Raw genomic sequence first — 25,117 nt, 5'->3', positions numbered from 1 at the left:
TGCGCTTCACCCCGACCGCACCGTAGGGGAAACCGCCCCGTCCAGCCGGCCGCCCGGGTTGAGCCGGGCGGCCACCCGGGCGGCGGTGCCGACCGCCCACGGGGTGGTGGTGACCCAGCCGAGCAGCAGGATGGTCAGGCCGAGGCCCGTGATGATCCACCAGCCCGCGTGGCTGGCAGCCGGGAGCCCGACGGTGGCGGTGACGGCGGTGGTCACCACGGTGCCGATCACCGCGACGCCGAGCGACTGCCCGATCTGACGGCTGGTCGAGGCGACGGCAGCGGCCACCCCGGCCTGGGCGAGCGGCATGCCGGAGACGGCGGCGTTCGTGATCGGGGCGTTGACCAGGCCGAAGCCGAGACCGAACAGCGCGTACGCGGCGAGCAGCAGGCCGGCGGACGAGTCGGCTTCGAGCCGGGTGAGCAGCAGCCCGCTGGCGGCCAGCGCCGCGCCCGCGCCGAGCAGCGGGTACCGGGGCCCGTACCGGCCGACGATCCGGCCGGAGAACGGGGCGGCGACCAGCATCAGTCCGGCCATCGGGAGGGTCCAGAGCCCGGCCTCGACCGGGCTGTAGCCACGGACGTTCTGCAGGTAGAGGGTGTTGACGAAGAGGAAGCCGCCGAGTGCGGCGAACGCGCAGACCGCCGTGACGGTGGCGCCGGTGAACGGGGCGCTGCGGAAGAACCGCAGGTCGATCAGCGGTTCGGGCACCCGCCGCTCCCACCAGGGCAGTACGAGCAGAGAAACCACAGCGACCGACGCCAAGGTGAGGATCAGCGGCGAGGTCCAGCCCTGCCCCGGGCCCTCGATGATCACGGCGGTGCCGGCACCGAGCAGCAGCACCATCAGCAGCTGCCCGACCGGGTCCAGCCGCCGGGGCTTCGGCGCCCGGGACTCGGGGACGTGACGGAAGGTCAGCAGACAGGCGATCAGGCCGATCGGGACGTTGATCAGGAAGATCGACGGCCAGCCCGCGCTGTCCACCAGGAAGCCGCCGACCAGCGGGCCGAGCGCCATGCTGATGCCGACCACACCGCCCCAGACGCCGATCGCCTGGGCCCGTTCGCGCGGGTCGGTGAAGGTGTTGGTGATGATCGACATGGCCACCGGGTTGAGCATCGAGCCGCCCACCGCCTGGACCGCGCGGAACGCCACCAGCCACTCCAGCGAGGGCGCCAGGCTGCACAGCAGCGAGCCGAGCACGAAGATCAGCAGCCCGGCCCGGAACACCCGGCGCCGCCCGATCCGGTCGGCGACCGAGCCGGAGAGCATCAGCAGCGAGGCGAGCACCAGGGTGTAGGCGTCGATGATCCACTGGAGACCGGAGGCGGACGCGTCGAACTCGCTCTGGATGGCGGGCAGCGCGATGTTCACCACCGTGTTGTCCAGCCCGACGATGAACAGGCTCAGGCAGCAGATGCCCAACACCAGCAGCCGCCCACGGCGGTCCAGCTCCCCCTGAGCACCCATCAGGCGACGGCGAAGCGGACGGTCCGGGTGGCCGGATCGGCGAGGGTGAGTCTGACCTTGATCCGCTCGCCGAGCGGCAGCTCAGCAGCCCCGTCCGCCTCGCACCTGGCGACCACGGCCGGCTCCCGGAGCTGGACGGTGCCACTGGCGGGCCGCCGTTCGTCGATGTCGATCACCACCGCGTCGAACCGTTCGCCCTCCCGGCCGCGCAGCAGCTCGGCCTCGACCAGGTCGACGCAGGCCCGTTCCACCTCGTGGGCCCGGCGGTCACCGGTCGCCATCAGGGCCGGGACGCCGAGCAGTTGCTCGCTCACCCAGTGCGGGATGTCGGTGCCACCGGCGATCGCCACGCAGATCTCCTGCGCGTACCGGTCGGCCAGCCGGCGCAGCGGCGCGGTGCAGTGCGCGTACGGGGCTGCCAGCGCGGCGTGCCCGGGGTCGGCGGGCGGCGCGACCCCCTGGGCGGTGTCGAAGGCGTGGTACCCGGCGCCGCGCAGCAGCCCGGCGCACTCCTTCAGGAAGGCGGCGTGGTTGGACCGGCCCGGGTCGAGCGAGCGGATCAAGTCGGGGTACGGGGTGCCCTGCGGCCAGTCCACCTCCAGCGCCGTCGCACTGCGCCGAAGACGGTCGTATGCCGCCGAGGGGGCGGCGGGCAGGGTGCGCAGCAGGCCGACCCCGGCGTCCAGCATCAGCTCGGCTGCGGCCATGCCGGTGAGCAGCGAGATCTGGGCGTTCCAGCCGTCGGCGGGGCGCGGTGCCCGGTACGCCAGTCGGTAGCCGCCGTCCACCGGCTCCACCTCCTGCTCGGGGATCGGCAGGCTGACGCCCCCTCGGTCCGCCTCCCTGGCCTCCCGCAGCCGGCCGATCTCGGCCAGCAGCCGGAGCTGTTCGTCGGCCCCGCCGGAGTCGATCGCGCCCTGCACGCCCTCGTAGTCGAGCCTGCGGCGGGACCGGACCAGCGCCCGGCGGACGTCGGCCAGCAGGACCGCCCCGTCGGCGTCCAGGTCGAGCTGCCAGAGCAGCGAGGGGCGCAGCTCACCGGGCAGCAGGCTGGCGGCGGCCTCGGAGAGCCGGGGCGGGTGCAGCGGGATGCGGGTGTCGGGGAAATAGAGGGTCTGCACCCGGCGCCGGGCCTCGGTGTCGATCGCCCCGTCGGGCTGGACGAAGGCGGCCACGTCGGCGATCGCGTAGTGCACCCGGTAGCCGCTCCCCCGGCGGCTGAGGCTCATCGCCTGGTCCAGGTCCGTCGAACCTGGCGGGTCCAGGGTGAACAGGGCCAGGTCGGTGGCGTCGAACTCCGGCAGTCTCGGCACCCCGGCCGTCCGCTCCGCCTCGGCCGAGACCTCGGCGGGCCAGTCGGCCCGCAGCCCGAGCCCCTCCCGCAGCTCCGCCAGCTCGCGGTTGATCCGAGCGGTGTCGGCGGCCCTGATCCTCAGCTGTTGACGCGGCATGCTGGCAGCGTACGGCCGCCGGGAGCTGACGGCCCGTCGGACCGGGCGGCACGTACAGTGGGAGCGTTCGTTGCCACAGAGTGTTGAAGGGGTGTCGCCGTGCTGGTGCTGTTGCCGCCGTCGGAGGGGAAGGCTGCTGCGGAGGCCGGGGTGCCGCTGGTGCTGGAGGAGCTGTCGCTGCCGGGGCTGACGGCGGGGCGGCGGGCGGTGTTCGAGGCGCTGGTCGGGCTCTGTGCCGGGGATGAGGAGACGGCGCGCGGGGTGCTCGGGCTGAGCGAGGGGCTGCGCGGCGAGGTGGCGAAGAACGCCGGGCTGCGGACGGCCGGGGCGCTGCCTGCGGGCGAGGTGTACACCGGGGTGCTGTTCGACGCGCTCGGGCTGGCGAAGCTGGACGAGGCCGCGTACGCGCTGGCCGAGCGCTCGCTGCTGGTCTTCTCCGGGCTGTGGGGGGCGGTGCGGGTCGGTGACCGGATTCCGCCGTACCGGTGCTCGATGGGTGTGAAACTTCCTCCGCTCGGGGCGCTCGGGGCGTACTGGCGGCGCGAGATGGCCGAGGTGCTGCCGGCGGTGGCGAGCCGGGGGCTGGTGCTGGACCTGCGGAGCTCGGCGTACGCGGCGGCCTGGAAGCCGGCCGGCGAGACCGCGTCCCGGACCGCGACCGTGCGGGTGCTCCAGGAGCGCGAGGTGGACGGCGAGCTGAAGCGCTCGGTGGTGAGCCACTTCAACAAGGCGACCAAGGGCCGGCTGGTCCGCGACCTGCTGAACGCCGGTCTCGAGCCCGGCTCGCCGGGTGAGCTGGTGGATGCGCTGGCCTGGCTCGGCTACCGGGTCGAGGTCTCCGCCGAGGGGTCCGCGCGCAAGGCGTGGCAGCTCGACGTGGTGGTCACCGAGATCCACTGAAGTCCACCGGTCGGAATACCCGCACCGGGCCGGGCCGGTGCTGGGATGATCATCTGATGGATGAGCAGAGCAGGACCGAACCGTCCCGGGTGGCCGACGAGCGCGCCTCGCTGACCGAGTTCCTGGACTACCAGCGGCAGACCCTGATGATGAAGTGCGCGGGTCTGACGCCCGATCAGCTGCGCACCCGGGCCGTGCCGCCGTCGGCGATGTCGCTGCTCGGGCTGGTCAGGCACCTGGCCGACGTGGAGCGCGGCTGGTTCCTCAACGTGGTCGCCGACCAGGGCGTGTCGAGTTACTGGGGGCGCACGCCGGACGGCTCGCGCGCCGAGTTCGAGGTGGCGGAGGCCGACCCGGAGCGGGCCTTCGCGGTCTGGCGAGAGGTCTGCCAGCAGGCCCGCGCGGTGGTGTCCGGGGTCGGGTCGCTGGACACCGTGACGTACGCCGAGGACGGGCAGCCGTACTCGCTGCGCTACGTGCTCACCCACATGATCGAGGAGTACGCCCGGCACAACGGCCACGCCGACCTGCTCCGCGAGCTGATCGACGGCAGCACCGGGGAGTAGCGGCTCCCCGGGAGGGCGTCAGCGCAGGTGCGAGGTGTCGTTCAGCAGCCGGAGCGAGGCGTTGCCGTCCGCGTAGTACTGCACCGCGCAGAACGAGGCCGCCGAGAGCTCCATCCGGTAGAGCGAGTCCGGCGGGGCCCCGAGGGCGAGCCGGACCAGGGTCTTGATCGGGCTGACGTGCGAGACCACCAGGACCGTCTTGCCCGAGTGCCTGGCCAAGATCTTGTCCCGGGCCACCCCCGCCCGGTGGGTGAGGGTGGTGAAGCTCTCGGTGCTGCCGGTCGGCTTGGCCTTGGCCGAGCCGAGCCAGGCCGCCAGGTCGTCGGGGTGGCGCTCCTGCACCTCGGCGAAGGTCAGCCCCTCCCAGTCGCCGAAGTCCAGTTCGCGCAGGCCCTCCTCGAACCGGACCTCCAGGCCGAGCCGGACGGCGACCGCCTCGGCGGTCTGCCGGGTGCGCTGCATCGGCGAACTGACGATGGCTTGGACGGTGCCCCGGGCAGCCAGTGACTCGGCGGCCCGGGCGGCCTGCCAGAGGCCCTTCTCGGAGAGCGCCGGGTCGGAACCACCGCTGCCGGAGAAACGCTTCTCCGGGGTGAGGTGGGTCTCGCCGTGCCGGAGCAGCACGAAGGTGGTCGGCGTACCGAGGTCGGCCGGGCCCGCCCAGCCCGCCTTGGGTGCGGCGGGCGCGGGCAGCGGCTCGTCCACCGGGGCGATCGGCGCGGCCGGGCGGACCTTGGGCTCCCACTGGCGGCCGGCCTTGCCCGCGTCCATCGCCTCGTTGGCCAGCCGGTCCGCGTCCTTGTTCTGCTCGCGCGGGATCCAGCTGTACTTCACCTGGGAGCGCGGCAGCACGGTGGCCGCCTCGGCGGCCAGCGGCTGCATGTCGGGGTGCTTGATCTTCCAGCGGCCCGACATCTGCTCGACCACCAGCTTGGAGTCCATCCGGACGTCCACCCGGGCGTCGGGGTCCAGCCCGTGCGCCGCCCGCAGGCCCGCGATCAGGCCCTTGTACTCGGCCACGTTGTTGGTCGCCCGCCCGATGAACTCGGCCGCCTCGGCGATGATCTGGCCGGTGTCCCCGTCCCGGACCACCGCGCCGTAGCCGGCCGGGCCCGGGTTGCCCCGGGAGCCCCCGTCCGCCTCGACGATGAACCTCCGCCCGGCCATCGGATCAGACGCCCGACTCGGCGGTACGCACCAGGATCCGGCCGCAGTTCTCGCAGCGGACCACGGCGTCCTTGGGCTCGGCCTTGATGCTGTTCAGGTCGGCGGCGGCGAACTCGACCCGGCAGCCCTCGCAGCGGCGCTGGAACAGCCGGGCCGCGCCGACGCCGCCCTGCTGCTCGCGCAGCCGGGTGTAGAGCTTGATCAGGTCGGCCGGCAGCACGGTGGCGACGGCCTCGCGGTCCCGCTTGACCTTCTCGGCGTCGGCGTCGATCTCGGCGAAGGCGGCGTCCCGGCGCTCCTCGGCCTCCTTGAGCACCACGGTGGAGTGGTCCAGTCGGGCCGACAGCTCGGTCACCCGGGTCTGCGCGGACTCGAGCCGCTCCATGACCTCCAGGACGACGTCCTCCAGGTCGGACTGACGCTTCGCCAGCGAGCCGACCTCGTGCTGGAGGTTCTCCAGGTCACGCGGCGAGCCGACGGCGCCGGAGTCCAGCCGCTGCTGGTTGCGGGCGGTCCTGGCGCGGACCTGCTCGACGTCGCCCTCGGCCTTGGTCAGCTCGCGCTCGGTGTCACCGAGCTGGGCCTGAGCGGCGATCACCAGGTCCTTGAGGGCGGTGTGGTCGGCGGTGGCCTTGTCGATCTCGGCGTGCTCGGGCAGGCTGCGGCGCCGGTGGGCCAGCTGGTCGAGGCGGGAGTCGAGGGCCTGGAGGTCGAGCAGGCGGATCTGGTCGGCGGGCGCGGCAATCAAGGCGGGGGCTCCTGTTTTTTTGTCTGTCAGCAAGTCGGTCGGCGGTGGCTTCTGGCGAAGCTAGGGGTTCATCGGGGCGTGCGCGGTCCACGGGTCGGTGACCCGGTGCGAGACCTTGGTCTCCAGCTGCCAGCCGTGCGCGGCGGCCGCCTCGGTCAGGCCGCGCTCGGCCAGCCGCAGCCAGGGCCACTCGGTGGCCCAGTGCGCGGCGTCCAGCAGCGCGACCGGCCCGGCTTCGGTGGCCTCCGAGGCCGGGTGGTGCCGCAGGTCGGCGGTGACGTAGGCGTCCACCCCGGCGGCCCGGACCTCGGCGAGGAAGCTGTCGCCCGAGCCACCGCAGACCGCGACCCGGGTGATCACCCGGTCGCCATCCCCGGCGACCCGGACCCCGGTGGCCGTGGCGGGAAGCCCGGCGGCCACCCGGGCGGCGAAGGCGGTGAGGGTGAGCGGCGGTTCGAGCAGGCCGATCCGGCCGGTGCCCCGGCGGCCCGCCGGGTCGGTCGGGTCGGCGATCAGCGGCCCGAGCACCCGCAGGCCGACGGCCTCGGCGAGGGCGTCGGAGACGCCCGGGTCGGCGTGGTCGGCGTTGGTGTGCGCGACGTGCAGCCCGATCCCGGCCCGGATCAGCTCGTGCACCACCCGGCCCTTGAAACCGGTGGCCGCGACGCTGGTGACCCCGCGCAGATAGAGGGGGTGGTGGGTGACCACCAGGTCCGCACCCCACTCGACGGCCTCGTCCACCACGGTCTGCACCGGGTCGACGGCGAACAGCACCCGGCCGACCTCGGCCTCGGGATCGCCGCACACCAGGCCCACGGCATCCCAGGACTCGGCCCACCTCGGTGGGTACAGCTCTTCGAGCGCGTTGATGACGTCGGACAGTTTCGGCACCTGTCGAGACTACCGCGCGCGGGCGGCTCCCCCGGCCCCGGGCGCTGCGGGGGAAGCCGTGGGAGCGGGGCCGGGCCGACCGTACTGCTGCCCGTCAACCGGCGTGCGGGGGCAGTGCGAGGTGAACGGGAGCGGAACGAGCCGCCCTCGGCGGGCGGGTACTGGTCACATCGCCCCGGTCGCACGCATTCGAAAACGATTCGAGATCACCCTTACGAGTGAAGTGACCCGTTCCACGTTGAGTCGGTCGGCCACCGAAAGTAACTTCGGTGTTGCGAACGGGAGTTACCCCGACCGGGGACTTGTGGGCGCACCGTCGAATTGCACCGGCGGTGCGGTCGGGGTGAATTTCCGGACGTCCGTGAAAACCGATGCCGCGAGAGAGAAGGGGTGTGGAGCAGATGGGGGCGGGCACACCACTGCGCACGGCCGGGGGGACGACGTCGGTCGACGTCGGGCCGGCTGTCGACGGCTCGCTGACGGAGGTGGCCCGGGCGGCCATGGCCGGCACCGGGCGCCGGGGAGGCGGCGGCGACTGGGAGTTCACCGCCGAGGCGCTCTGGTGCACGGCCCGGCCGACCGGGGTCACCACTCCCGAGCAGGGGTGGAAGCTGCACATCAGCGCGGCGGGCGAAGCGGCCTCGGCGGTGCTCGCCGCAGTGGCCGGGGTGATCGCCGGGGACGCCTGTGTGTTCAAGTTCGCCGGCGACCTGGAAAAGCTCCACCAGGTCAATTCCCGGAACAGCGAGCGCGGCTCGGCCGGGAAATTCATCACGGTCTATCCGGCGGACGACGAGCAGTTCCGTCGGCTGGCCGCCGAATTACACCTGGCCACCGCAGAATTCCCCGGCCCGTCGGTGCTCTCCGACCGTCCGTACGCCCCCGGCAGCCGGGTGCACTACCGGTACGGGGTCTTCACCCGCCGCGCCGAGCTGGGCAACGACGGGGCCTACCGCTCGATGCTGCACGCGCCGGACGGCACCCGGGTCGAGGACGTCCGGGCCGCGAGCTACCGATGTCCGCCTTGGCTGGTCGACCCCGTCGAGGGGAGGGGGTCGACAACACCTGCCGGTGAACGACGTGCTGGTGGCGTACTGCTGGGGGGCAGGTACGCGCTGACGGCGGCGATCCGGCACGGCACCAAGGGCGGGGTCTTCCTCGGGCGGGACACCGAGGGCGGTAGCGACGTGGTGGTGAAACAGGCCCGGGCCCACATCGAGGTGGACCGGTCCGGTACGGACGCCCGGGCGGCGCTGCGGCACGAGGCCGAGCTGCTCGGCCTGCTGGCCGGGGCGGAGCTGGCGCCGGCGGTGATCGACCTGATCGAGCAGGGGGACGCGGTCTACCTGGTCCAGGAGCGGGTGCCCGGGGTGGCGCTCGGGGCCTGGGTGGCGGGGCAACTACGGCGGGACGGGAGTCCGGACGTGCCGTGGGACGAGGCGCGGGGGGTCGCGCTCGGGCTGGTCTCGCTGGTGGCGCAGGTGCATGCGCGGGGGTTGGTGCTGCGGGATCTGTCGCCGGGGAATGTGATGGTGCGGCCGGACGGGTCGTTGCGGCTGGTCGATCTGGAGCTGGCTGCGGCGGCGGGCGCGACGGTGGGGACGGCCGGGACGCCGGGGTATCGGGCGCCGGAGCAGGAAGTGGCGGTGTGTCAGGCCGGGTTCGGTGCTGATCTGTATGCGTTGGGTGGGCTGTTCTTCCTGTTGGCTACGGGGCACGATCCGTTGCTGCTGCCGGGGGAAGGGTCGTTGGAGGGGTGGCTGGCGGCTGCGGGGCGGGAGGGGGAGACGGCTCGGCGGTTGGGGGCGGTGATCCTCGGGCTTCGTTCGGCGGATCCGGCGCGTAGGCAACTACCCTCTACGGAGCCGTTCCTGACCAGTTCTGTTGGTGCAACGCTCCTGAGGTCGGCGTCGCAGTTCCCCGAGCCCCTGGTGGTGCCTGGCTTGCCAGGCTCTGAGCCCCTGGTGGCAGATGGCTTGGCGGAGTTGATCGCCACAGCGACACCGGAGCGGGCCGATCGGTTGTGGCCGACGGTGCCCGGGGGGCAGTTGACCGATCCGTGCAATGTGCAGCACGGGGCCGCCGGGGTGCTGGCGTTCCTGGCTCGGGCCACGGCGGTCGGGCTGCCTGCGGGTGAGACGGCGGCGTTGGCGGCCGGCTGGATCGAGCGGCGGGTGGCGGCCGAGCCGACCGTGTTGCCGGGGCTGCACTTCGGGCGGTCCGGTACCGCCTGGGCGTTGCTCGACGCCGCCGAGGCGCTGGGCGATGGCGCACTGGCTGAACGGGCCGTCAGGTTGGCCCGCGAGGTGCCGATCCGCTGGCCCAATCCCGATGTCTGCCACGGTGCGGCGGGAGCCGGCTTCCTGCAACTGCGGCTGCGCCGCGCGACCGGCGACGACACTTACCTGGACCGGGCGGCCGACTGCGCAGCCACCCTGCTGGCGTCGGCCGAGCGGGAGCCGTACGGGCTGACCTGGCCGGTGCCGAAGGGCTTCGACTCGGTCTTCGCCGGAGCGGGCCAACTCGGCTACGCCCACGGGGTGGCCGGGGTGGGGGCCTTCCTGCTGGCCACCGCCGAGGCGGCCGAGGATCAGCAGGCCCTCGACGGCGCGGCGGAGGCGGTCCGGACGCTGGCCGCGACGGTCCGTCAGGACGGCGCCGCCGCCTGGTGGCCGCAGAGCGCGGGCGATCCACCACACGTACGGCTGGCGCACTGGTGCAGCGGGTCCTCCGGGGTGGGCAGCTTCCTGGTCCGGTACTGGCGGGCCACCGGGGACGAGACCGCGTACCGGCTGGCGCTGGCCGCCGGGCAGGCGGTGCTGGACGCCCGCTGGCACAGCGGGGTGAGTGCCTGTCACGGCCTGGCCGGGAACGGGGAGTACCTGCTCGATCTGGCCGAGGCCACCGGCGAGCAGCGCTTCCGTACCGGGGCCGAGGAGTTGGCCGCTCTGATCGCGGCCCGCGCGGTGCGGCAGGACGGGCGGCTGGTGCTGCCCGACGAGACCGGGCTGAGCTCCACCCCCGCGTACGGGACGGGCACTTCGGGCCCGCTCGCCTTCCTGCTCCGCCTGCAGTACGGCGGCCACCGGCTCTGGCTCGACCCGCTGCCGCTCGCCGCCGAGCACTGACCGACCACGCCCCGATTCGACTGATCCGCCCACGACCCGAGGAGGTGAGCCCGGATGAACACCGCCACCCGCACCACCGCCCAGGCGCTGCGCCGTCTGAGCTTCACCTTCGCCCTCGACGGCTCGCACGCGGCCTGCCTGGCCGCCGGAGCGGACGGCGGCTGGTACGCGGAGAGTTGGCGCCTGCCCGCCGAGGGCCCGGCCGTGCCGACCGCGCTCCCGCTGCCGGGGAACCGCTCGGAGAGCCTGCACTCACAGCTGATCAGCCTGCCGAACGGCCAGGTGCTGGTCTGCCGGCACGACGGCGACCGGCACACCCTGCTGGTGCTCTCCGCGCCGACCGCCGAACACCCCACCTTCGAACAGGAGTTGGCCACCCTCCGGCGCCCCGGCCTGCGACTGCTGGCGATGCCCGGCGGCCACCGGCCGGCCGGTGCCCCGGTCGCGGTCGCGCTCGGCACCGATACCCAGCCGGTGACCACGGTCTGGCTGGTCCCGGCCGACGGCACGGCGCCGATAGAGGTCGCCGAGCTGCCCGGCCTGCACGGTGGCGGGGTCTGGCTGGACCACACCGGCCGGCTGCTGGCCCTCGACCGGGTGCACAAGGGCAAGGTCCGTACGGTGGTCCTCGATCTCGAACTCGGCCAGGTCACGCCGCTGTTGGAGATCGGCGAGCAGAGCAGCGACCGGCTCGCGCTGTACGACCCGGACACCCGGTTCGCGATGGTGCGCAGCGATGCCACCGGCACCGACCGGCTCGGCTGGGGTCTGCTCGGCGGGCGGGAGCCGCTGCGGTTCCCCGAGTGCCTGCACGTACCCGGCGTCTTCCTGCGGCCGATCGCGCTCGACCGGCACTCCGGGCCTGACGGCCGGCGGGTGGTCCTGCAGGTCGACCACGGCGCCGCCTCCGCCCTCACCCTCTGGCACCCGGAGCTCAGCCGGCTCACCCCGCTTCCCGTACCGCCCGGGCGACTCGGCGCGGTCGGCCACTGGTCGGCGGCGGGCCTGCGGATGCCGTACTCCGCTCCCGACCACCCCGCCGCGCTGGCCACCATCGACGTGGACGTCCTGGTGGAACGCGGGCAGCCGGCCCACGCGGCGGCCGTACCACTGCCGCTGCGGCTGGCCCCGCTGGGCAGTGGCAGCGACCGTCCTGCGCAGCCCAGTTGGGCCACCGGCGGCCCGGCCGGCTGGCGGCTGGACGGCAGCACAGGCCCCGGTGACGGCGGCCCCTGGCACTCGGCCCAGAGTCTCGAACTGGCCGGTCCCGCCGGGCCGATCGAGGCGGTGGTCTACGGCGGCGACGCCTGGCTGAGCGCTCCACACCTGGTGCTGGCGCTGCACGGCGGCCCCGCCGACGCCTGGCGGCTGGAGTTCGACCCGGCGCTGCAGCGGATGGCGGCCGAGGGCCTGGCGGTGCTGGCGCCCAATCAGCGCGGCTCCACCGGCTACGGGACGGAGCACGCGATGGCCGTCCGGGGTGCCTGGGGCGGTCCCGATCTGGCCGACGTGCTGCACCTGCTGGAGGGCGTGGCGGGCCAGCGGGCGGCGCTCGGGCTGGAACCGCCCGCGCTGTTCGGGGTCAGCTACGGCGCCTTCCTGGCTCTGCTGGCCGCCGCCCATGCGCCGTCCGGGCAGGTCACCCGGTGTGCGGTGGTGGCCCCGTTCCTGTCCGGTGCCCGGCTGCTGGCCGAGGCGGCCGCCCCGGTCCGGGCGCTCACCACCCGGCTGGGCGGCGGCGATCCGATCGACGACCAGCGCGGCCCCCGGGACGTGCTCCAGCTGGCGCACCGGATCGGCGCGCCGCTGCTGATCGTGCACGGCGACCGGGACGAGGTGGTTCCGGTCAGTCAGTCCCGGGCGCTGCGACACGAGTTGCTGCGGCTGGGGCGGGCGGAGGGGTCGGACTTCCGCTACGTCGAGGCCGCCGGGGCCGGGCACGAGGTGCTCGCCGAGGAGGGCGCGGCCGTGCTGCACGAGCTGCTGGCCGCCTTCCTGCGCACCGGCCGGCCCACCTAGTGCCGCACCGCGGCACCCACAGACTTCCCTGGCCCGACCGGGCCAGGGGCGACGTCACCCGCACTGTGCGGGTGACGGACCATCAAGGGGAGGACCCACCATGGAGAACTTCGAGACCGACCTGGCCGCTCTGCAGGACCTGCCGGAGACCGAGGCCGTCGAGCTGGGCGGACACGGCGGCGGCTGCCAGTTCACCTGTCTGATCCTGACCTGCCTGATCTTCACCATCAGCTAGTAGGTCGGCAGTTCGCACGGGGCCGTGCCCGCTCCCTCCCGGGGGGAGCGGGCACGGCTCCGGCCGTACGTCCCCCCACAGAAATCCCCACACACGTCCCCGCACGTCGTCCTTCAGGAGGTGGCAGTGCCATGCGCGGCTGGGTGATCGTGCTCTCGGTGGCCGTACCGGTCGAGGCGGCCGCGACCCTCGCGCTGCCCGGCGCGGTGGGCGTCGCGATCGACGGCGGGTCCGCTCTGCCGCTCGCCGCGGTGCTGCTGGTCGGCGCGCTGGCGGGGGCTTTCGCCACGCTGGCCGGTCCTGCGGTGGCCGCCGACACCACGGTCGGCCTGCGGCTGCGCCTGCTCCGCCGGGTGCTGGACCGGGGCCCCGTCCCGGGTGGACCGGCCACCGGTGACCTGACCGCCCGACTGGTCGGCTCGGCCGCCGACGCAGGTGGCGCGCTGCCGTCCCGAATCACCGCCGCCACCGCGCTGCTCACCTCGCTGGGGGCCGTGCTCGGCCTGGCGCTGCTCTCGCCCTGGCTGGCCGCCGCGTTCTTCGCCGGGGTGCTGCCCGGGGTGGTGCTGATCCGGCTGTTCCTGCGCGACGCGGCCCAGGCGTTCACCCGCTACCAGCAGGTGCAGTCCGAGCTGGCGGCCCGGCTGACCGGCGCCCTGGCCGGTCTGCGCAGCATCCACGCCGCCGGAGCCCGGGAGGCTGAGACCGCACGGGTGCTGGCCCCGCTCCCCCGGCTCGCCGAGGCCGGGCACGCCCTCTGGCAGACCCAGCGCCGGACGGTCTGGCAGGCCACCCTGCTGGTCGCGCTGGTCGAGCTGAGCGTGCTGAGCACCGCGGGCCTGCAACTCTCGAACGGCACGCTGCGCCCCGGCGAACTGGCCGCCGCAGCCGGCTGGGCCGCGCTCGGTCTGGGCTTCTTCGAGCAGGTCGAGGCACTGGCCGGGGTGGCGCACGCCCGGGCCGGGCGGGATCGGGTGGCCGAGCTGCTCGCACTTCCAGCGCCACCGCCGGGCGGGCGTGATCTCCCGGCCGGGCCAGGCGAGTTGACCCTGATCGGGGTGAGTGTCGAGGGCCTGCTCGGCCCGCTCGACCTCACCGTCCCGGGCGGCCGGACGGTCGCACTGGTCGGCCGGTCGGGCTCCGGCAAGTCACTGCTCGCCGCCGTCGCGGGCGGGCTCCGCGCTCCCGACAGCGGACTGGTGCTGGTCGACGGCGTCCCGCTCACCGAACTCACGCCCGGGCAGCGGCGACTGGCCGTCGGGTACGCCTTCGAGCGCCCGGTGCTGGTCGGCGCCACCGTGGGCGAGGCACTGGAGGGTGCGGCCGCCACGGAGACCCGGGCGGCCCGGGCCGACGGCTTCCTGGCCAGAATGCCGCTCGGCGATGACACTCCGACCACCGAACTCCGGCTGTCCGGCGGCGAGTTGCAGCGGCTTGGGCTGGCCAGACTGCTCGCCCAGCGGCCCCGGGTGATGATCCTGGACGACGCCACCTCCAGCCTGGACCTGGCCACCGAACACCAGGTGACCGAGGCCCTGGCCCTCGCCACCGCAGGCCGGACCAGGCTGGTGGTCGCCCACCGCCCGGGCGCCGCCGCCCGCGCCGACCTGGTCGCCTGGCTGGACGGCGGCCGGCTGCGCGCGCTGGCCCCGCACACCACCCTGGTCAAGGACCCGGAGTACCGCGCCGCCCTAGGGCCTGCCCTGGCAGCCGCCCCCGCCGTCGTCCCCGCCCCGAGGAGCGCCTCGTGACCCGCTCGCCCGGCTGGACCCTGCTGCGGGACCAACTCACCACCACCCGGCCCGCCTTGGTCCGGGTGCTGGTCTGGTCGGCGGTTGAGGCACTGCCCTCACTGCTCTCCGGCCTGCTGATCGCCGCCGCCACCGACCAGGGGTTCCTGGCCGGCCGCCCCGCCGTCGGCTTCGCCTGGCTGGCCGCCTTCGCCGCCGCCGTCGGAGTCCGCGCGTACGCGGCCCGGGCCGCCTTCCCGTACGTGGCGGCGGTGGTGGAGCCCCTGCGGGACGCGCTGGTCCGCCGGGTGGTGCGCAGCGCCCTGGGCCGGGCCGAACCGACCGGCGACGGCCCCGCCGAGGTGGCCAGGCTGACCGAACAGGTGGAGTCTGCCCGGCAGTTGACGGCCACCCTGCTGCGTACGCTGCGCAGCGTGGGCATCACCGTACTGGCGGCCGTACTCGGCCTCGCCGTGCTCGCCCCGGTCACCCTGCCGCTGGTGCTGCCGCCGCTGCTGCTCGGCGGTCTGCTGTTCGCCCGGCTGCTCGGCCCGCTGGTGGACCGTCAGCGCGCGGTGGTGCTGGCCGACGAACGGGTGGCCGCCGAGGCTGGGCTGGCCTTCGCGGGGGTCCGGGACATCACCGCCTGCGGGGCGCAGGCCCGGGTGGAGCGTTCGGTGGGTGCCGCCGTACTGGCCCAGGGCGCGGCGGTCCGCGCGCTCGGCCGGGCCGCCGCGCTCCGTACCCTCACGGTGGCGATCGGCGGCCGGCTGCCGCTACTGCTGGTGGTCGCGGCCGCGCCGTGGCTGGTCGACCACCGGCAGCTGACCACTGGCCAACTGCTAGGCGTGGCAGCCTACTTGGTGCAGCAGCTCGAACCGGCCGTCCGCAGCCTGGCGGGCATGGTCGGCAGCTGGCTGCTGGAGCTCGCCGTGGTGCTCGACCGGCTGGCCACGCTGCCCGACCCGCCCGACCGGCCGGCCTCGGGGCAGGAGCCCACCTCGGGACAGGAGGTCCGAGTGCACGGGCTGCACCACACCCACGGCGCGGCCGCCGAGCCCGTGTTCAGCGCCCTCGACCTGGCCCTGGCGCCGGGCGAACACCTCGCCGTGGTCGGCCCGAGCGGTGCGGGCAAGTCCACCCTGGCCGCCCTGCTGGCCGGGTTGGTCCCGCCCCAGCAGGGCACCGTGACCGTCGGCGGCGCCGCCCCACACACCCTGCCGGACCAGGCCAGGGCCGGGCTGGTGGCACTGCTCCCGCAGGAGGCGTACCTGTTCACCGGCACCGTCGGAGAGAACCTGCGCTGGCTCCGCCCGGACGCCACCGACCGTCAGCTCACCGAAGCTGCCGAGCTGTTGGGCGCGTCCGAGCTGCTGGATCGACTCGGCGGGCCGGCGGCCGAGCTGCCCGACCCGGCCACACTCTCGGCCGGGGAGCGCCAACTGCTCGCCCTGGTCCGGACCTACCTCTCCCCCGCGCCCGTGGTGGTGCTGGACGAGGCGACCTGCCACCTGGACGCCCCGGCCGAGGCGGTGGCCGAGGCCGCCTTCGCCGTCCGGCCCGGCACGCTGGTGGTGATCGCCCACCGGATCGGCTCCGCCCTGCGGGCCGACCGGGTACTCCTGCTCGACGCGGGCCGCGGGCTGACCGCCCGTCACGGCGACCTCCAGGTGCTCTCCCCGCTCTACCGCGAGCTGGTCGGCCACTGGCTCGGCGCGACACTGCCACAGCCGGACGGACTGTCAATCGTGCCCGGGCCGTGATCGTGTCAAGGGGTAGTCACCTGAATCGCTGGATATGGTGACTCGCGTATCCCTTGAGAATCGCACCCTCGCACGGAGAAGTAACGACATGTCCGAGACCCGCACCGACACCACCCGGCACGACGGCACCGGGCCCGCCTCCGACACGGACCGGTCCGAGAGCGCCCTACACGGCCGCCACCGGGGCGACACCGCCCCCGACGACCGGCCGGACGCGAACCCGCACGGCCGTCACCGCCGCTGAGCAGTCCGTCGGCTGACGGTCCCGTCAGCCGTCAGCCCAGCGAGATGACCGTGCGCAGCGCCTCGCCGCTGCGCATCTGGGCGATCGCCTCGTTCACGTCGGCCAGCCCGACCCGGTGGGTGATCATGCCCGCCAGGTCCAGCCGCCCGGCCCGCCAGAGCTCGATCGCCCGGGCGGTGGTCCGCCGGACGTCCCCGCCGCCGTACATCGAGGGCAGCAGGCGCTTCTCGTTGAAGAACAGCTCGCCCATGCTGAACTGCACCAGGTCGTCCTGCGCACCGGCGCCGATCACCACCACCGCACCGCCCCGCCGGGCCGCGTCGTACGCCGCCCGCACGGTGGCCGAGCGGCCGACCGCCTCGAAGACGTAGTCGTAGCCGCCGCCCTCCACGCTCTTGGCCGCGCCCTTCAGTCCCTCCGGGGCGACCGCGTCGGTGGCGCCGAAGCCGAGCGCTCGGGTCCGGCGGGACTCCACCGGGTCGACCACGGTGATCCGGGCCGCGCCGCAGATCCGGGCACCCTGGACGGCCGCGATGCCGACCCCGCCCGCGCCGATCACGGCTACCGAACTGCCGGGCTCCACCCGGGCGGTGTTGATCGCCGCGCCGAGGCCGGTGGTCACCCCGCAGCCGATCAGCGCGGCCAGCTCGTACGGCATGTCGGCGGGCAGCACGATCACGCTGTCGGCGGGCACCACCAGCTCCTCGGCGAAGGTGCCGGTGCTGTAGAAGCCGAAGACGTCGGTGCCGCCCTGCCGGAAGCCGGCCGAGCCGAGCCGTCGCAGGCTGGCCACACAGAGCTGGCCCTGGCCACGGCGGCAGTGCGGGCAGCTGCCGCAGGGCGGCATCCAGCAGAGCACCACCCGGTCGCCGACCGCGACACCGGTGACGCCCTCGCCGGTCTCGACCACGTCGCCGGCGCCCTCGTGTCCGGGCACGAACGGCGCGGGCTGCGGCAGCACGCCGCTCATCGCGGACAGGTCCGAGTGGCACAGGCTGGCGGCCCGGAGCCGGACCCGGACCTTGCCGGGACCGAAGCCGACCGCCTCGACGTCGTCGCGGACCTCGAGTGTGTCCTGGCCGATCTCGTGCAGGATCGCTGCGCGCATGTGGCTTGCTCCCGGGGGTTTCGCCTGTGGATCGGAGCAGCCTACTGAACCACTCCGCGAGCCCTCATCTAGAACGGGTTCCAGAAACTCGTCCAGATATACCCCATCCCCCGACCTGCGGGAACCCCTCCTACCGTCCAGTAGGGTCCAGGGACAGACCGGCCCCGCGAACAGGAGCAGCACGATGACGGACGCCCGCCCGGCCCCCGGGGTGCTCACGGCCTTCGAGTCGGCGACCGGCTTCATGCCGGTGGACGAGGGTCTCGCCCTGTACGCCGCCGCGCACCGGGCTGCCACCGCCACCGGCCTCCCGCTGCTGGAGATCGGCAGCTACTGCGGACGCTCGGCGATCCTGCTGGCCGACGCGGCCCGGGCCACCGGGACGGTCGCCCTGACGGTGGATCACCACCGCGGCTCCGAGGAGCAGCAGCCCGGCTGGGAGTACCACGACCCGGAGCTGGTCGACCCGGCGGTCGGGCTGATGGACACCCTGCCGACCTTCCGCCGCACCCTCTTCCGGGCGGGCCTGGAGGACCACGTGGTCGCCCTGGTCGGCCGCTCGCCGCAGATCGCCGCCGTCTGGGGCGGGCAGCTGGCGCTGGTCTTCATCGACGGCGGCCACACCGACGAGCACGCCACCGGCGACTACCAGGGCTGGGCCCCGCACCTGGCCGAGCAGGGCCTGCTGGTGATCCACGACGTCTTCCCCGACCCCGCCGACGGCGGCCAGGCCCCGTACCGGGTCTACCTGCGCGCGCTCACCGAGGGCTTCGAAGAGGTCTCGGTCACCGGCTCGCTGCGGGTGCTACGCCGCCGCTGAGACCTGCCGCCCGGCCGACACCCGAAGATCGTCATGGTCCTGCGGGCACCTTCCGGGATGCTCTAACGTCATCCCACGTGCCGGGTCGACCGGGTGGCCGCCGTTGGTGCGCCCGGAAACTGCCGGTACGGTGTCGCCGAACGACCGGGCGACGTGAACCCAGGACGCACCACACCACAGCGGGGGCGAGGCCAGGCATGACCGAGCAGGACAACACCGCACCCGCGGTGTGGGACCCGACCGCGCGCGGGGGCGCCGGTGGCTGGGTCCGCCCGGCGCCCGCACCGCAGCCGACCGCACCGCAGCCGGCCCGCGACGACCAGCACACCGAGATCTTCCCGCTCGCCCCGCCGCAGGCCCCGCAGGCATACCCGCCGCAGGCTCAGCAGGGGTACCCGCAGCCGCCCCAGCCCGGCGCCGTCGGCGACCACGGCCCGCCGCTCGGCGCCCGCCCGTACCTCCCGCCGCCCGGCCCGGTCACCCCGCCGCGACCGCCGTTCGGCGGACCCCCTGCTCCGCCCTCCGGGTACGGATTCCCGCCGCCCGCCCCGGTCGGCGGCTTCCCCGGCGCACAGCCGCCCCAGCCGCATCAGCCACCTCTGCCGCATCAGCAGCCCGGCGCGTTCCCCGGCCCGCAGCCGACCGGCACCTTCCCCGGCTACCAGCAGCCCGCCCCGCAGCGGCCGTACCCCGAGTACGAGGAAGTCCCCCAGCACGAGCCGCGCCGCCGGGTCCCGCTGCTGGTCGCGATCGGCGTGGTGCTGGTCGTGGTGGTCGGCGTCGGGGTGGCCTGGGCGGTCCGCAACGGCGACGAACCGTCGAACCAGGCCACGACCGCGGCCACCGCGCCCCCCGCCGCACCGCAGCCGGCCCCGGCCCAGAGCACCCCGGCCGCCCCGCCCTCGGGCGGCAACTCGCCCTCCCCGTCCGCCGGTTCGTCGAACGGACCGCAGGCGGAGGCCCAGGCCAAGGCGCTGGACGCGCTGCTGGCCCGGGGCGAGGACGCCAAGGCACCGATCGGCAACGCGGTGGCGAAGGTGAACAGCTGCCCGGGCAAAGCCGAGATCACCAGCGCCGTCGAAATCTTCGAGACCGGGGCGACCCAGCGCGACCAACTGGTGGCCGACCTGGCCAAGCTGGACTTCGGCGACCTGCCCGCCGGTGTCGAGGCGGTCGCACTGCTGAAGACCGCCTGGCAGACCTCCGGCGACGTCGACCGGGCCTACGCCGCCTGGGCCCGTACTGTCGGCAGTCAGGGCTGCACCAACGGCAGCGCCCCCACCGGCGCAGACCTCAAGCGGGCCAACGAGCTCAACCCGCAGGCGTCCCAGGCGAAGAAGGACTTCGTGGCGAAGTGGAACTCGCTGGCCAACACCTTCGGCCTGACGGCCCGTACCTGGGACAGGATCTGAACCACCCGTGACCGGCACCACCGACCGGCGCTCCAGCGCCCCGCGTCGCTCCCCCCTGCTCCGCCTGTCCGCGCTGGCCTGCGCCGCTCTGCCGCTCTGCGCGGTGGGCTGCGCGGGCCCGGGATCCTCCGGCGCGGACGCCGCTGCGCGCCCGGCCTCCGCCTCCCCGGCGGAGGAGCTGCCGCTACTGCCCAGCTTCTGGCCCACCGCCGCGCCGTCCACCCCGGCCACGCCGTCCGCCACCCCCGGGAGCGCCGCCGCCGCACGCCCCCTGACGGGCCGTACGGTCCTGCTGGACGCCGGGCACAACCCCGGCAACGGCAAGCACACCACCGAGATCAACCGTCAGGTGGACATCGGCAACAGCCGCAAGGAGTGCGACACCACCGGCACCTCGACCAACGCGGGCTACAGCGAGGCCGAGTACTCGCTGGACGTCTCCCGGCGGGCCCGCACCGTACTGGAGGAGCGCGGCGCCAAGGTGCTGTTCACCCAAGACGGCGACCGCCCCTGGGGGCCGTGCATCGACGAGCGGGCCAGGATCGGCAACGAGGGCAAGGTGGACGCCGCGATCTCGGTGCACGGTGACGGGGCGCCGGCCACCGGCAGCGGGTTCCACGTGATCATGCCCGCCCAGGTGAAGGCCGGGAAGGCGGACACCGGCGCGATCGTCGCCCCGTCCCGCCGGCTCGGCCTGCTGCTGCGCGAGCACTTCAAGGCGGCCACCGGCGAGCCGTACGCCGACTACATCGGTGAACAGGGTCTGGACACTCGCAGCGACCTCGGCGGGCTCAACCTTTCCAAGGTGCCGAAGGTGTTCATCGAGTGCGGCAACATGCGAAACTCGGGCGATGCCAAGCGGATGACGGACCCTCAGTGGCGCCAGCAGGCCGCCCAGGGCATTGCCGACGCGCTGACCGCCTACCTCACCACAGCCGCGAACTGACCGGGGGCCGAACGCGGGTGATTTGCCACGACACTCCCCGTTTCGGGAGCCCGCCGTGCAGGACCGAACCGCTTGGCCCTAGGCTTTTGCACCGTCCGAACCACACTGCCGTCCACGACATACACCGACGAGGGGAACGTTAGTGAATCTGCGCGCTCTCACCAGGGGAGACGCCGCCGTCGCAGGTGCGGCCGTCCTGCTGTTCATCTCTTCCTTCCTGCCGTACGTCGCCTTCGAGTACTGCATCACCTCGAAGGCCTGCAGCTCCAGCTCGCAGAGCGCCTGGTCCACCGCGCTCTTCCCGGTGCTGCCCTCGGTCTACCTGCTCGGCCTGATCGCCGCGGCACTGATCCTGCTGCAGCGCTTCCAGGGTGAGGCCGTCGCCGGTCGCCTGGTGCTCGGCCTGCGGCTCGACCAGTGGGGCGTCGCGCTGGCCGTCGCCGCGCTCTGGTCCGGCCTCTGGGCGCTGGCCGGCGGTGGCAGTGCCACCGGCTACGGCCACAGCTACGGCGCCTACCTGGGCGTGCTCGCCCTGCTGGTGCTGGCCGGTGCCGCCGCGGCCGGTCCGCTGGTGCCCGCGCTCCAGGCCCCGCTGCTGACCGACAAGCCCCCGGTCACCCAGGCCCCGTACGCCGGCGCCCCGGTCGGCGGCTTCCAGCCCGCCCCCGGCCAGCCCGGTCAGTACGGCTACCCGGCCGACCAGGGCCTGGGCCAGGCCCAGCCCGGCCAGGGCGGCCTGCCCGGCTACGCCACCCCGCCGGAGCAGCAGCAGCACGGTTACGGCTACCCGACGCCGGGTCAGGCCGTCGGCCAGCCCGCCCCCGCGCACCAGGAGCCGACCCAGGTCCAGCCCGCCGTCGCGATGCCGGCCCCGGCCGCTCCGGCCGCGGACTTCGCGCCGTTCTGGTTCGCCGTCCCGGCGCCGCGTCAGCTCGCTCCCAGGGACAACCCGGTCGGCCCCCCGGTCGGCGAACTGGTGCCCGGCACCTGGTACCTGGCGGTCGAGCAGCGCGGCAACTCGCTGGTCGCCCAGCTCCAGGACGGCTCGCACGGCCTGCTGAACGACGCCTCCGGCATCCAGCGCGGCTGACACAAGCGGAAAGAGGGCCCGGGGACATCACGTCCCCGGGCCCTCTTCCGTACGCTCAGCAGCAGTCGCTGACGACCAGTCCGGCCGGCAGCTGCTCCCCGCCGAAGACCGACACCGTCGCGTGGTCGCCGCCCAGCGCCGCCACCGCGAGCAGCAGTGCCCCGGCCGTCCAGGTGGTGCGCTCCTCGGGCCAGATCGCGTCGTCCTCGAAGACGTACCCGGTCCAGTACGAGCCGTCCTGGTGCCGCAGGTGCTGGATCCAGCGCAGGATCTCCACCGCGCGGTCGGACTGGCCCACCGCCCAGAGTGCGAGCGCCAGTTCGGCGCTCTCCCCGCCGGTCACCCAGGGCCGGTCACTGACGCAGCGCACGCCCAGGCCCGGGACCACGAAGCGGTCCCAGTCCCGTTCGATCCGGGCCACCGCCTCGGGGCCGCGCAGCGCGGTGCCGAGCACGGGGTAGTACCAGTCCATCGAGTAGCGGTCCTTGTCGAGGAACCGCTCCGGGTGGTGGGCGATCGCGTGCCGGAGCCGTCCGGCCGCCAACTCCCAATCCGGCTGCGGCTCTTCGAGGTAGTCCGCGATGGCGAGACCGCACCGCAGGGCGTGCAGGATGCTGGATGAGCCGGTCAGCAGCGCCTCCTGCGGCGCGCTGCCGTCCTCGTCCTGCCGCCAGGCGATCGGGCCGCCCGGCAGCCGCAGCCCGACCGTGAAGTCCAGCGCCCGGCGGACCGTCGGCCAGATCCAGTCCAGGAAGGCGTCGTCGCCCGAGGAGAGGTGGTGGTGCCAGACGCCGACCGCCAGGTAGGCGCAGAAGTTGGTCTCCTTGGCGCGGTTGGTCACCTCGCCGTCCACGTACGCCGCGTACCAGGAGCCGTCGGCGTTCTGCCGGGCCGCCAGCCAGCGGTAGGCCGCCTCGGCGGCCGCGTGCTCGCCCGCCGTGTCCAGGGCCATCGCGGCCTCGGTGTGGTCCCAGGGGTCGAGGTGGCCGCCGGCGAACCACGGGATGGCGCCGTCGGGCTGCTGGTCGGCCAGGATCGAGCGCACCGTGTCGGCGGCCTGGCGGGCGTCCAGCACCCCGTCCAGCAGCAGCGCCTCCGGAATGGCGGCCGTCATGAGCCTGCCCGCCTGGGCTTGCTGGCGTACACCACGAAGCTCTTGCCGAGCACCGGGTTGAGCGCCTTCTCGGCCGCCTTGGTGATCTTGGAGATCACCGGGGTGCCGACGATGTCCCAGACCAGCAGCTGGTGGTAGGCGCGGACCGGCAGCGCCTTGTCGTTGTTGACGCCGACCGCGCACTTGATCCACCAGTACGGCGAGTGCAGCGCGTGCGCGTGGTGCTCGCCGTACGGCTCCAGGCCGGACTCGCGGACCTTCTCGACCAGTTCGTCGCCCTTGTAGATCCGGATGTGGCCGCCCTCGACCTCGTGGTACTCGTCGGAGAGCGCCCAGCAGATCTTCTCCGGCAGGTAGCGCGGCACGGTGACGGCCAGCAGGCCGCCCGGCTTGAGCACCCGGACCATCTCGGCCAGCACGCCCTTGTCGTCCGGGATGTGCTCCATCACCTCGGAGATGATGATCTTGTCGAAGGTGTCGTCGTCGAACGGCAGGTTGAGCGCGTCGCCCTCCATCGCCACCGCCGAGGCACCGGCCGGGGCCTCCCCGGCCTGCTCCATCGCGGCGAACCACCGGCGAACCTCGGCGATCTCCTCGCCGTTCTGGTCCAGGGCGACCACGTTCGCGCCACGCCGGTAACACTCGAAGGCGTGCCGGCCCCCACCACAGCCCAGGTCGAGCACCCGGTCGCCAGGGGCGAGCGGGAAGCGGGAGAAATCGACGGTCAGCACTGCGGGGCTCCCATTCGTTGGTACTCGGCAAAAAAGTTGACCGGCCGTCAGGCCGGTCAGGCGACGTAGCGCCAGCCCGCACCGGCCCGGGCCCGCTGTCCGGCCCCGGTGGCGATCGCCGCCCGGTAGCGGTCCACGGTCAGTTCGGCGGCCCGCTGCCAGGTGAACCGGGCGAGCACCCGCTCCCGGCCGGCCGCACCGAGCTCGGTCCGCAGCTCGGGGTCGTCCAGCAGCCGGCCGAGCGCGGCGGCCAGCGCACCGGCGTCGCCGGGCGGCACCGCCAGGCAGGTCTCGCCGTCCGGGCCCGCCACCTCGGGGATCGCGCCGCCGGTGGTGGCGACCAGCGGGGTGCCGGTGGCCATCGCCTCGGCGGCGGGCAGCGAGAAGCCCTCGTACAGCGAGGGCACGCAGGCCACCTCGGCGGAGCGGTACAGGTCCACCAGCTCCTGGTCGGTCAGCCCGGTGCGGAACTCGATCCAGCGCTCCAGGCCGAACCGGCGGACCGCCTCGGCCACCGGCCCCTCGCCGCGCTGCGGCTTGCCGACCACCACCAGGTGCGCGTCCCGCTCGGTGCGCAGCTTGGCCAGCGCCTCGACCAGGTACACCAGACCCTTGAGCGGTACGTCCGCACTGGAGGTGGTGACGATCCGTCCGGGCACCTGGGCGATCGAAGCCGAGGGCGACCAGAGCCGGGTGTCGGCGCCGATCGGGACCACCGCGATGTTGCCGGGCGGGGTGCCGAGCTGCTCGGCGATCTCGGTCTTCGAGCTGCCGGAGACGGTGATCACGTGCTCCAGCCGGGCGGCCACCCGGCGCTGCATCCGGGTGAAGGCGTACCAGCGGCGCAGCGAGATCCGCTTCAGCCGGGTCGACGCGGCGGCCAGCTCCAGCCGGCGGTCCACGGTGATCGGGTGGTGCACGGTGGTGACCAGCGGAAAGCCGTGCCGCTCCAGGCCGAGCAGGCCGTAGCCGAGGGTCTGGTTGTCGTGCACCACGTCGTAGCGGCCCTTGTGCGCGGCCAGGTACCGCCGGGCCCGGAGCGAGAAGGTGAGCGGCTCGGGGAAGCCGCCGGTCCGCATCCCGGCCACCTCCAACACGTCCACCAGCCCCCGGTACTCGGTGAGCGCCGGGGTGCGGAACGGGTCGTCGGCGCGGTACAGGTCCAGGCTGGGCAGCTCCACCAGCCGGACGCTGCCGGGCCCCTCGACCGGGTCGAGCGCCGGGAAGGGCTGGGCTCCGATCACGTCCACGTGGTGCCCGAGCCCGGCCAGCTCACGGGACAGATGCCGGACGTAGACGCCCTGGCCGCCGCAGTACGGGTCGCCCCGGTAGGACAGCAGGGCGATCCGCAGCGGTCGCGGCGGCAGCGCGGTCATCCGGGGCTCCTGTCCCCTACTCCCCGGCCTGCGCGGCGGCGGAAAAGTAGATCACGTTTCATGATGGTGGAGCTCGTCATTGGGCTGATCGAACAATGAGAGACCTTGAAGATTACCGGCCCGCGTCCGAGGGTGGCAGATCACCCCCGGGAATGCTACTGACGAGTACGTCACTACCGGAGACATCCATTCTGACCCGTCCGGGAAG

The 25,117-nt window shown here is 74.0% G+C and carries 21 protein-coding genes; 12 read left to right on the top strand and 9 right to left on the bottom strand.

What is annotated here, in order from left to right:
* Window positions 1-6: 6 nt before the first annotated feature.
* The gene (locus ASC99_RS33155) at window positions 7-1,470 is read right to left on the bottom strand and encodes a DHA2 family efflux MFS transporter permease subunit (protein WP_057239044.1); all 1,464 of its coding nucleotides are present in this window, start codon (window positions 1,468-1,470) and stop codon (window positions 7-9) included.
* Window positions 1,470-2,921 (bottom strand): RNB domain-containing ribonuclease, encoded by a 1,452-nt coding sequence (locus tag ASC99_RS33150; RefSeq protein WP_057239042.1) that lies wholly within the window; start codon window positions 2,919-2,921, stop codon window positions 1,470-1,472. The genes ASC99_RS33155 and ASC99_RS33150 overlap by 1 nt, the downstream gene beginning before the upstream one ends.
* A gap of 99 nt (window positions 2,922-3,020) precedes the next feature.
* Here ASC99_RS33150 and yaaA point away from each other — a divergent pair, with 99 nt between their 5' ends.
* Together yaaA and ASC99_RS33140 are read left to right on the top strand one after the other, a co-directional pair.
* Complete coding sequence (gene yaaA / locus ASC99_RS33145; protein ID WP_057239040.1) at window positions 3,021-3,821, top strand: peroxide stress protein YaaA; 801 nt, start codon at window positions 3,021-3,023, stop codon at window positions 3,819-3,821.
* A 56-nt stretch (window positions 3,822-3,877) separates the two neighbouring features.
* The gene (locus tag ASC99_RS33140) at window positions 3,878-4,387 is read left to right on the top strand and encodes a DinB family protein (protein ID WP_057239039.1); all 510 of its coding nucleotides are present in this window, start codon (window positions 3,878-3,880) and stop codon (window positions 4,385-4,387) included.
* 18 nt (window positions 4,388-4,405) lie between these two features.
* On the opposite strand, the gene ASC99_RS33135 is transcribed toward ASC99_RS33140, so the two are convergent.
* From ASC99_RS33135 to ASC99_RS33125, 3 genes are read right to left on the bottom strand one after another with little or no spacing between them, the layout of a single operon-like run.
* Complete coding sequence (locus ASC99_RS33135) at window positions 4,406-5,554, bottom strand: bifunctional RNase H/acid phosphatase (protein WP_057239037.1); 1,149 nt, start codon at window positions 5,552-5,554, stop codon at window positions 4,406-4,408.
* Between the two features lie 4 nt (window positions 5,555-5,558).
* Window positions 5,559-6,302 (bottom strand): zinc ribbon domain-containing protein, encoded by a 744-nt coding sequence (locus tag ASC99_RS33130; RefSeq protein WP_057239035.1) that lies wholly within the window; start codon window positions 6,300-6,302, stop codon window positions 5,559-5,561.
* Between the two features lie 60 nt (window positions 6,303-6,362).
* Window positions 6,363-7,193: a Nif3-like dinuclear metal center hexameric protein gene (locus ASC99_RS33125; RefSeq protein WP_057239033.1), complete on the bottom strand. Its 831-nt coding sequence runs from the start codon at window positions 7,191-7,193 to the stop codon at window positions 6,363-6,365.
* A 401-nt stretch (window positions 7,194-7,594) separates the two neighbouring features.
* Between ASC99_RS33125 and lanL the strand changes: the two genes are divergently transcribed.
* From lanL to ASC99_RS38075, 6 genes are all read left to right on the top strand, one after another.
* A complete protein-coding gene (gene lanL / locus ASC99_RS33120) occupies window positions 7,595-10,321 on the top strand; it encodes a class IV lanthionine synthetase LanL (RefSeq protein WP_235502898.1) in 2,727 nt (908 codons plus the stop codon).
* A gap of 54 nt (window positions 10,322-10,375) precedes the next feature.
* On the top strand, window positions 10,376-12,340 hold the full coding sequence (locus ASC99_RS33115) for an alpha/beta fold hydrolase (protein ID WP_057239029.1): 1,965 nt from the start codon (window positions 10,376-10,378) through the stop codon (window positions 12,338-12,340).
* Window positions 12,341-12,440: 100 nt separating this feature from the next.
* A complete protein-coding gene (locus ASC99_RS39955; protein WP_200948492.1) occupies window positions 12,441-12,575 on the top strand; it encodes a VenA family class IV lanthipeptide in 135 nt (44 codons plus the stop codon).
* A gap of 131 nt (window positions 12,576-12,706) precedes the next feature.
* Window positions 12,707-14,326: an ABC transporter ATP-binding protein gene (locus tag ASC99_RS33110; RefSeq protein WP_057239027.1), complete on the top strand. Its 1,620-nt coding sequence runs from the start codon at window positions 12,707-12,709 to the stop codon at window positions 14,324-14,326.
* Complete coding sequence (locus ASC99_RS33105) at window positions 14,323-16,068, top strand: ABC transporter ATP-binding protein (RefSeq protein ID WP_235502886.1); 1,746 nt, start codon at window positions 14,323-14,325, stop codon at window positions 16,066-16,068. Before ASC99_RS33110 ends, ASC99_RS33105 begins: the two co-directional genes overlap by 4 nt.
* A gap of 88 nt (window positions 16,069-16,156) precedes the next feature.
* Window positions 16,157-16,312, top strand: a complete 156-nt coding sequence (locus tag ASC99_RS38075; protein WP_157531905.1) for a hypothetical protein — start codon at window positions 16,157-16,159, stop codon at window positions 16,310-16,312.
* A 31-nt stretch (window positions 16,313-16,343) separates the two neighbouring features.
* Here ASC99_RS38075 and ASC99_RS33100 read toward each other — a convergent pair whose 3' ends face one another.
* On the bottom strand, window positions 16,344-17,420 hold the full coding sequence (locus ASC99_RS33100) for a Zn-dependent alcohol dehydrogenase (RefSeq protein ID WP_057239026.1): 1,077 nt from the start codon (window positions 17,418-17,420) through the stop codon (window positions 16,344-16,346).
* 184 nt (window positions 17,421-17,604) lie between these two features.
* Between ASC99_RS33100 and ASC99_RS33095 the strand changes: the two genes are divergently transcribed.
* The 4 genes from ASC99_RS33095 (at window position 17,605) to ASC99_RS33080 (ending at window position 21,688) form a co-directional block, all read left to right on the top strand.
* Complete coding sequence (locus ASC99_RS33095) at window positions 17,605-18,240, top strand: class I SAM-dependent methyltransferase (RefSeq protein WP_057239024.1); 636 nt, start codon at window positions 17,605-17,607, stop codon at window positions 18,238-18,240.
* A gap of 197 nt (window positions 18,241-18,437) precedes the next feature.
* On the top strand, window positions 18,438-19,652 hold the full coding sequence (locus ASC99_RS33090) for a hypothetical protein (RefSeq protein ID WP_057239023.1): 1,215 nt from the start codon (window positions 18,438-18,440) through the stop codon (window positions 19,650-19,652).
* Between the two features lie 7 nt (window positions 19,653-19,659).
* Window positions 19,660-20,598 (top strand): N-acetylmuramoyl-L-alanine amidase, encoded by a 939-nt coding sequence (locus ASC99_RS33085; protein WP_057239021.1) that lies wholly within the window; start codon window positions 19,660-19,662, stop codon window positions 20,596-20,598.
* Between the two features lie 142 nt (window positions 20,599-20,740).
* On the top strand, window positions 20,741-21,688 hold the full coding sequence (locus ASC99_RS33080) for a hypothetical protein (RefSeq protein ID WP_057239020.1): 948 nt from the start codon (window positions 20,741-20,743) through the stop codon (window positions 21,686-21,688).
* Window positions 21,689-21,743: 55 nt separating this feature from the next.
* Here ASC99_RS33080 and ASC99_RS33075 read toward each other — a convergent pair whose 3' ends face one another.
* From ASC99_RS33075 to ASC99_RS33065, 3 genes are read right to left on the bottom strand one after another with little or no spacing between them, the layout of a single operon-like run.
* Entirely contained in the window at window positions 21,744-22,802 is a 1,059-nt protein-coding gene (locus ASC99_RS33075) for a prenyltransferase (RefSeq protein WP_057239018.1), read from the bottom strand.
* Window positions 22,799-23,533, bottom strand: coding sequence for a class I SAM-dependent methyltransferase (locus tag ASC99_RS33070; RefSeq protein WP_057239016.1), 735 nt, complete (start codon window positions 23,531-23,533; stop codon window positions 22,799-22,801). The genes ASC99_RS33075 and ASC99_RS33070 overlap by 4 nt, the downstream gene beginning before the upstream one ends.
* A 56-nt stretch (window positions 23,534-23,589) precedes the next feature.
* Entirely contained in the window at window positions 23,590-24,909 is a 1,320-nt protein-coding gene (locus tag ASC99_RS33065) for a glycosyltransferase family 4 protein (RefSeq protein WP_057239014.1), read from the bottom strand.
* Window positions 24,910-25,117: the final 208 nt, after the last annotated feature.

This window comes from Kitasatospora sp. Root107, assembly GCF_001424875.1.
Classification (GTDB): Bacteria; Actinomycetota; Actinomycetes; order Streptomycetales; family Streptomycetaceae; genus Kitasatospora.
This window is presented reverse-complemented; position numbering and strand designations above follow the sequence as displayed.

What these genes read in the sequence shown, in the direction of transcription:
- ASC99_RS33110 (WP_057239027.1), top strand. Translation starts at nt 12,707, where the DNA reads ATGCGCGGCTGGGTGATCGTGCTCTCGGTGGCCGTACCGGTCGAGGCG.
- ASC99_RS33075 (WP_057239018.1), bottom strand. Translation starts at nt 22,802, where the DNA reads ATGACGGCCGCCATTCCGGAGGCGCTGCTGCTGGACGGGGTGCTGGAC.
- ASC99_RS33135 (WP_057239037.1), bottom strand. Translation starts at nt 5,554, where the DNA reads ATGGCCGGGCGGAGGTTCATCGTCGAGGCGGACGGGGGCTCCCGGGGC.
- ASC99_RS33065 (WP_057239014.1), bottom strand. Translation starts at nt 24,909, where the DNA reads ATGACCGCGCTGCCGCCGCGACCGCTGCGGATCGCCCTGCTGTCCTAC.
- ASC99_RS33140 (WP_057239039.1), top strand. Translation starts at nt 3,878, where the DNA reads ATGGATGAGCAGAGCAGGACCGAACCGTCCCGGGTGGCCGACGAGCGC.
- lanL (WP_235502898.1), top strand. Translation starts at nt 7,595, where the DNA reads ATGGGGGCGGGCACACCACTGCGCACGGCCGGGGGGACGACGTCGGTC.
- ASC99_RS39955 (WP_200948492.1), top strand. Translation starts at nt 12,441, where the DNA reads ATGGAGAACTTCGAGACCGACCTGGCCGCTCTGCAGGACCTGCCGGAG.
- ASC99_RS33090 (WP_057239023.1), top strand. Translation starts at nt 18,438, where the DNA reads ATGACCGAGCAGGACAACACCGCACCCGCGGTGTGGGACCCGACCGCG.
- ASC99_RS33150 (WP_057239042.1), bottom strand. Translation starts at nt 2,921, where the DNA reads ATGCCGCGTCAACAGCTGAGGATCAGGGCCGCCGACACCGCTCGGATC.
- ASC99_RS33115 (WP_057239029.1), top strand. Translation starts at nt 10,376, where the DNA reads ATGAACACCGCCACCCGCACCACCGCCCAGGCGCTGCGCCGTCTGAGC.
- ASC99_RS38075 (WP_157531905.1), top strand. Translation starts at nt 16,157, where the DNA reads ATGTCCGAGACCCGCACCGACACCACCCGGCACGACGGCACCGGGCCC.
- ASC99_RS33155 (WP_057239044.1), bottom strand. Translation starts at nt 1,470, where the DNA reads ATGGGTGCTCAGGGGGAGCTGGACCGCCGTGGGCGGCTGCTGGTGTTG.
- ASC99_RS33095 (WP_057239024.1), top strand. Translation starts at nt 17,605, where the DNA reads ATGACGGACGCCCGCCCGGCCCCCGGGGTGCTCACGGCCTTCGAGTCG.
- ASC99_RS33100 (WP_057239026.1), bottom strand. Translation starts at nt 17,420, where the DNA reads ATGCGCGCAGCGATCCTGCACGAGATCGGCCAGGACACACTCGAGGTC.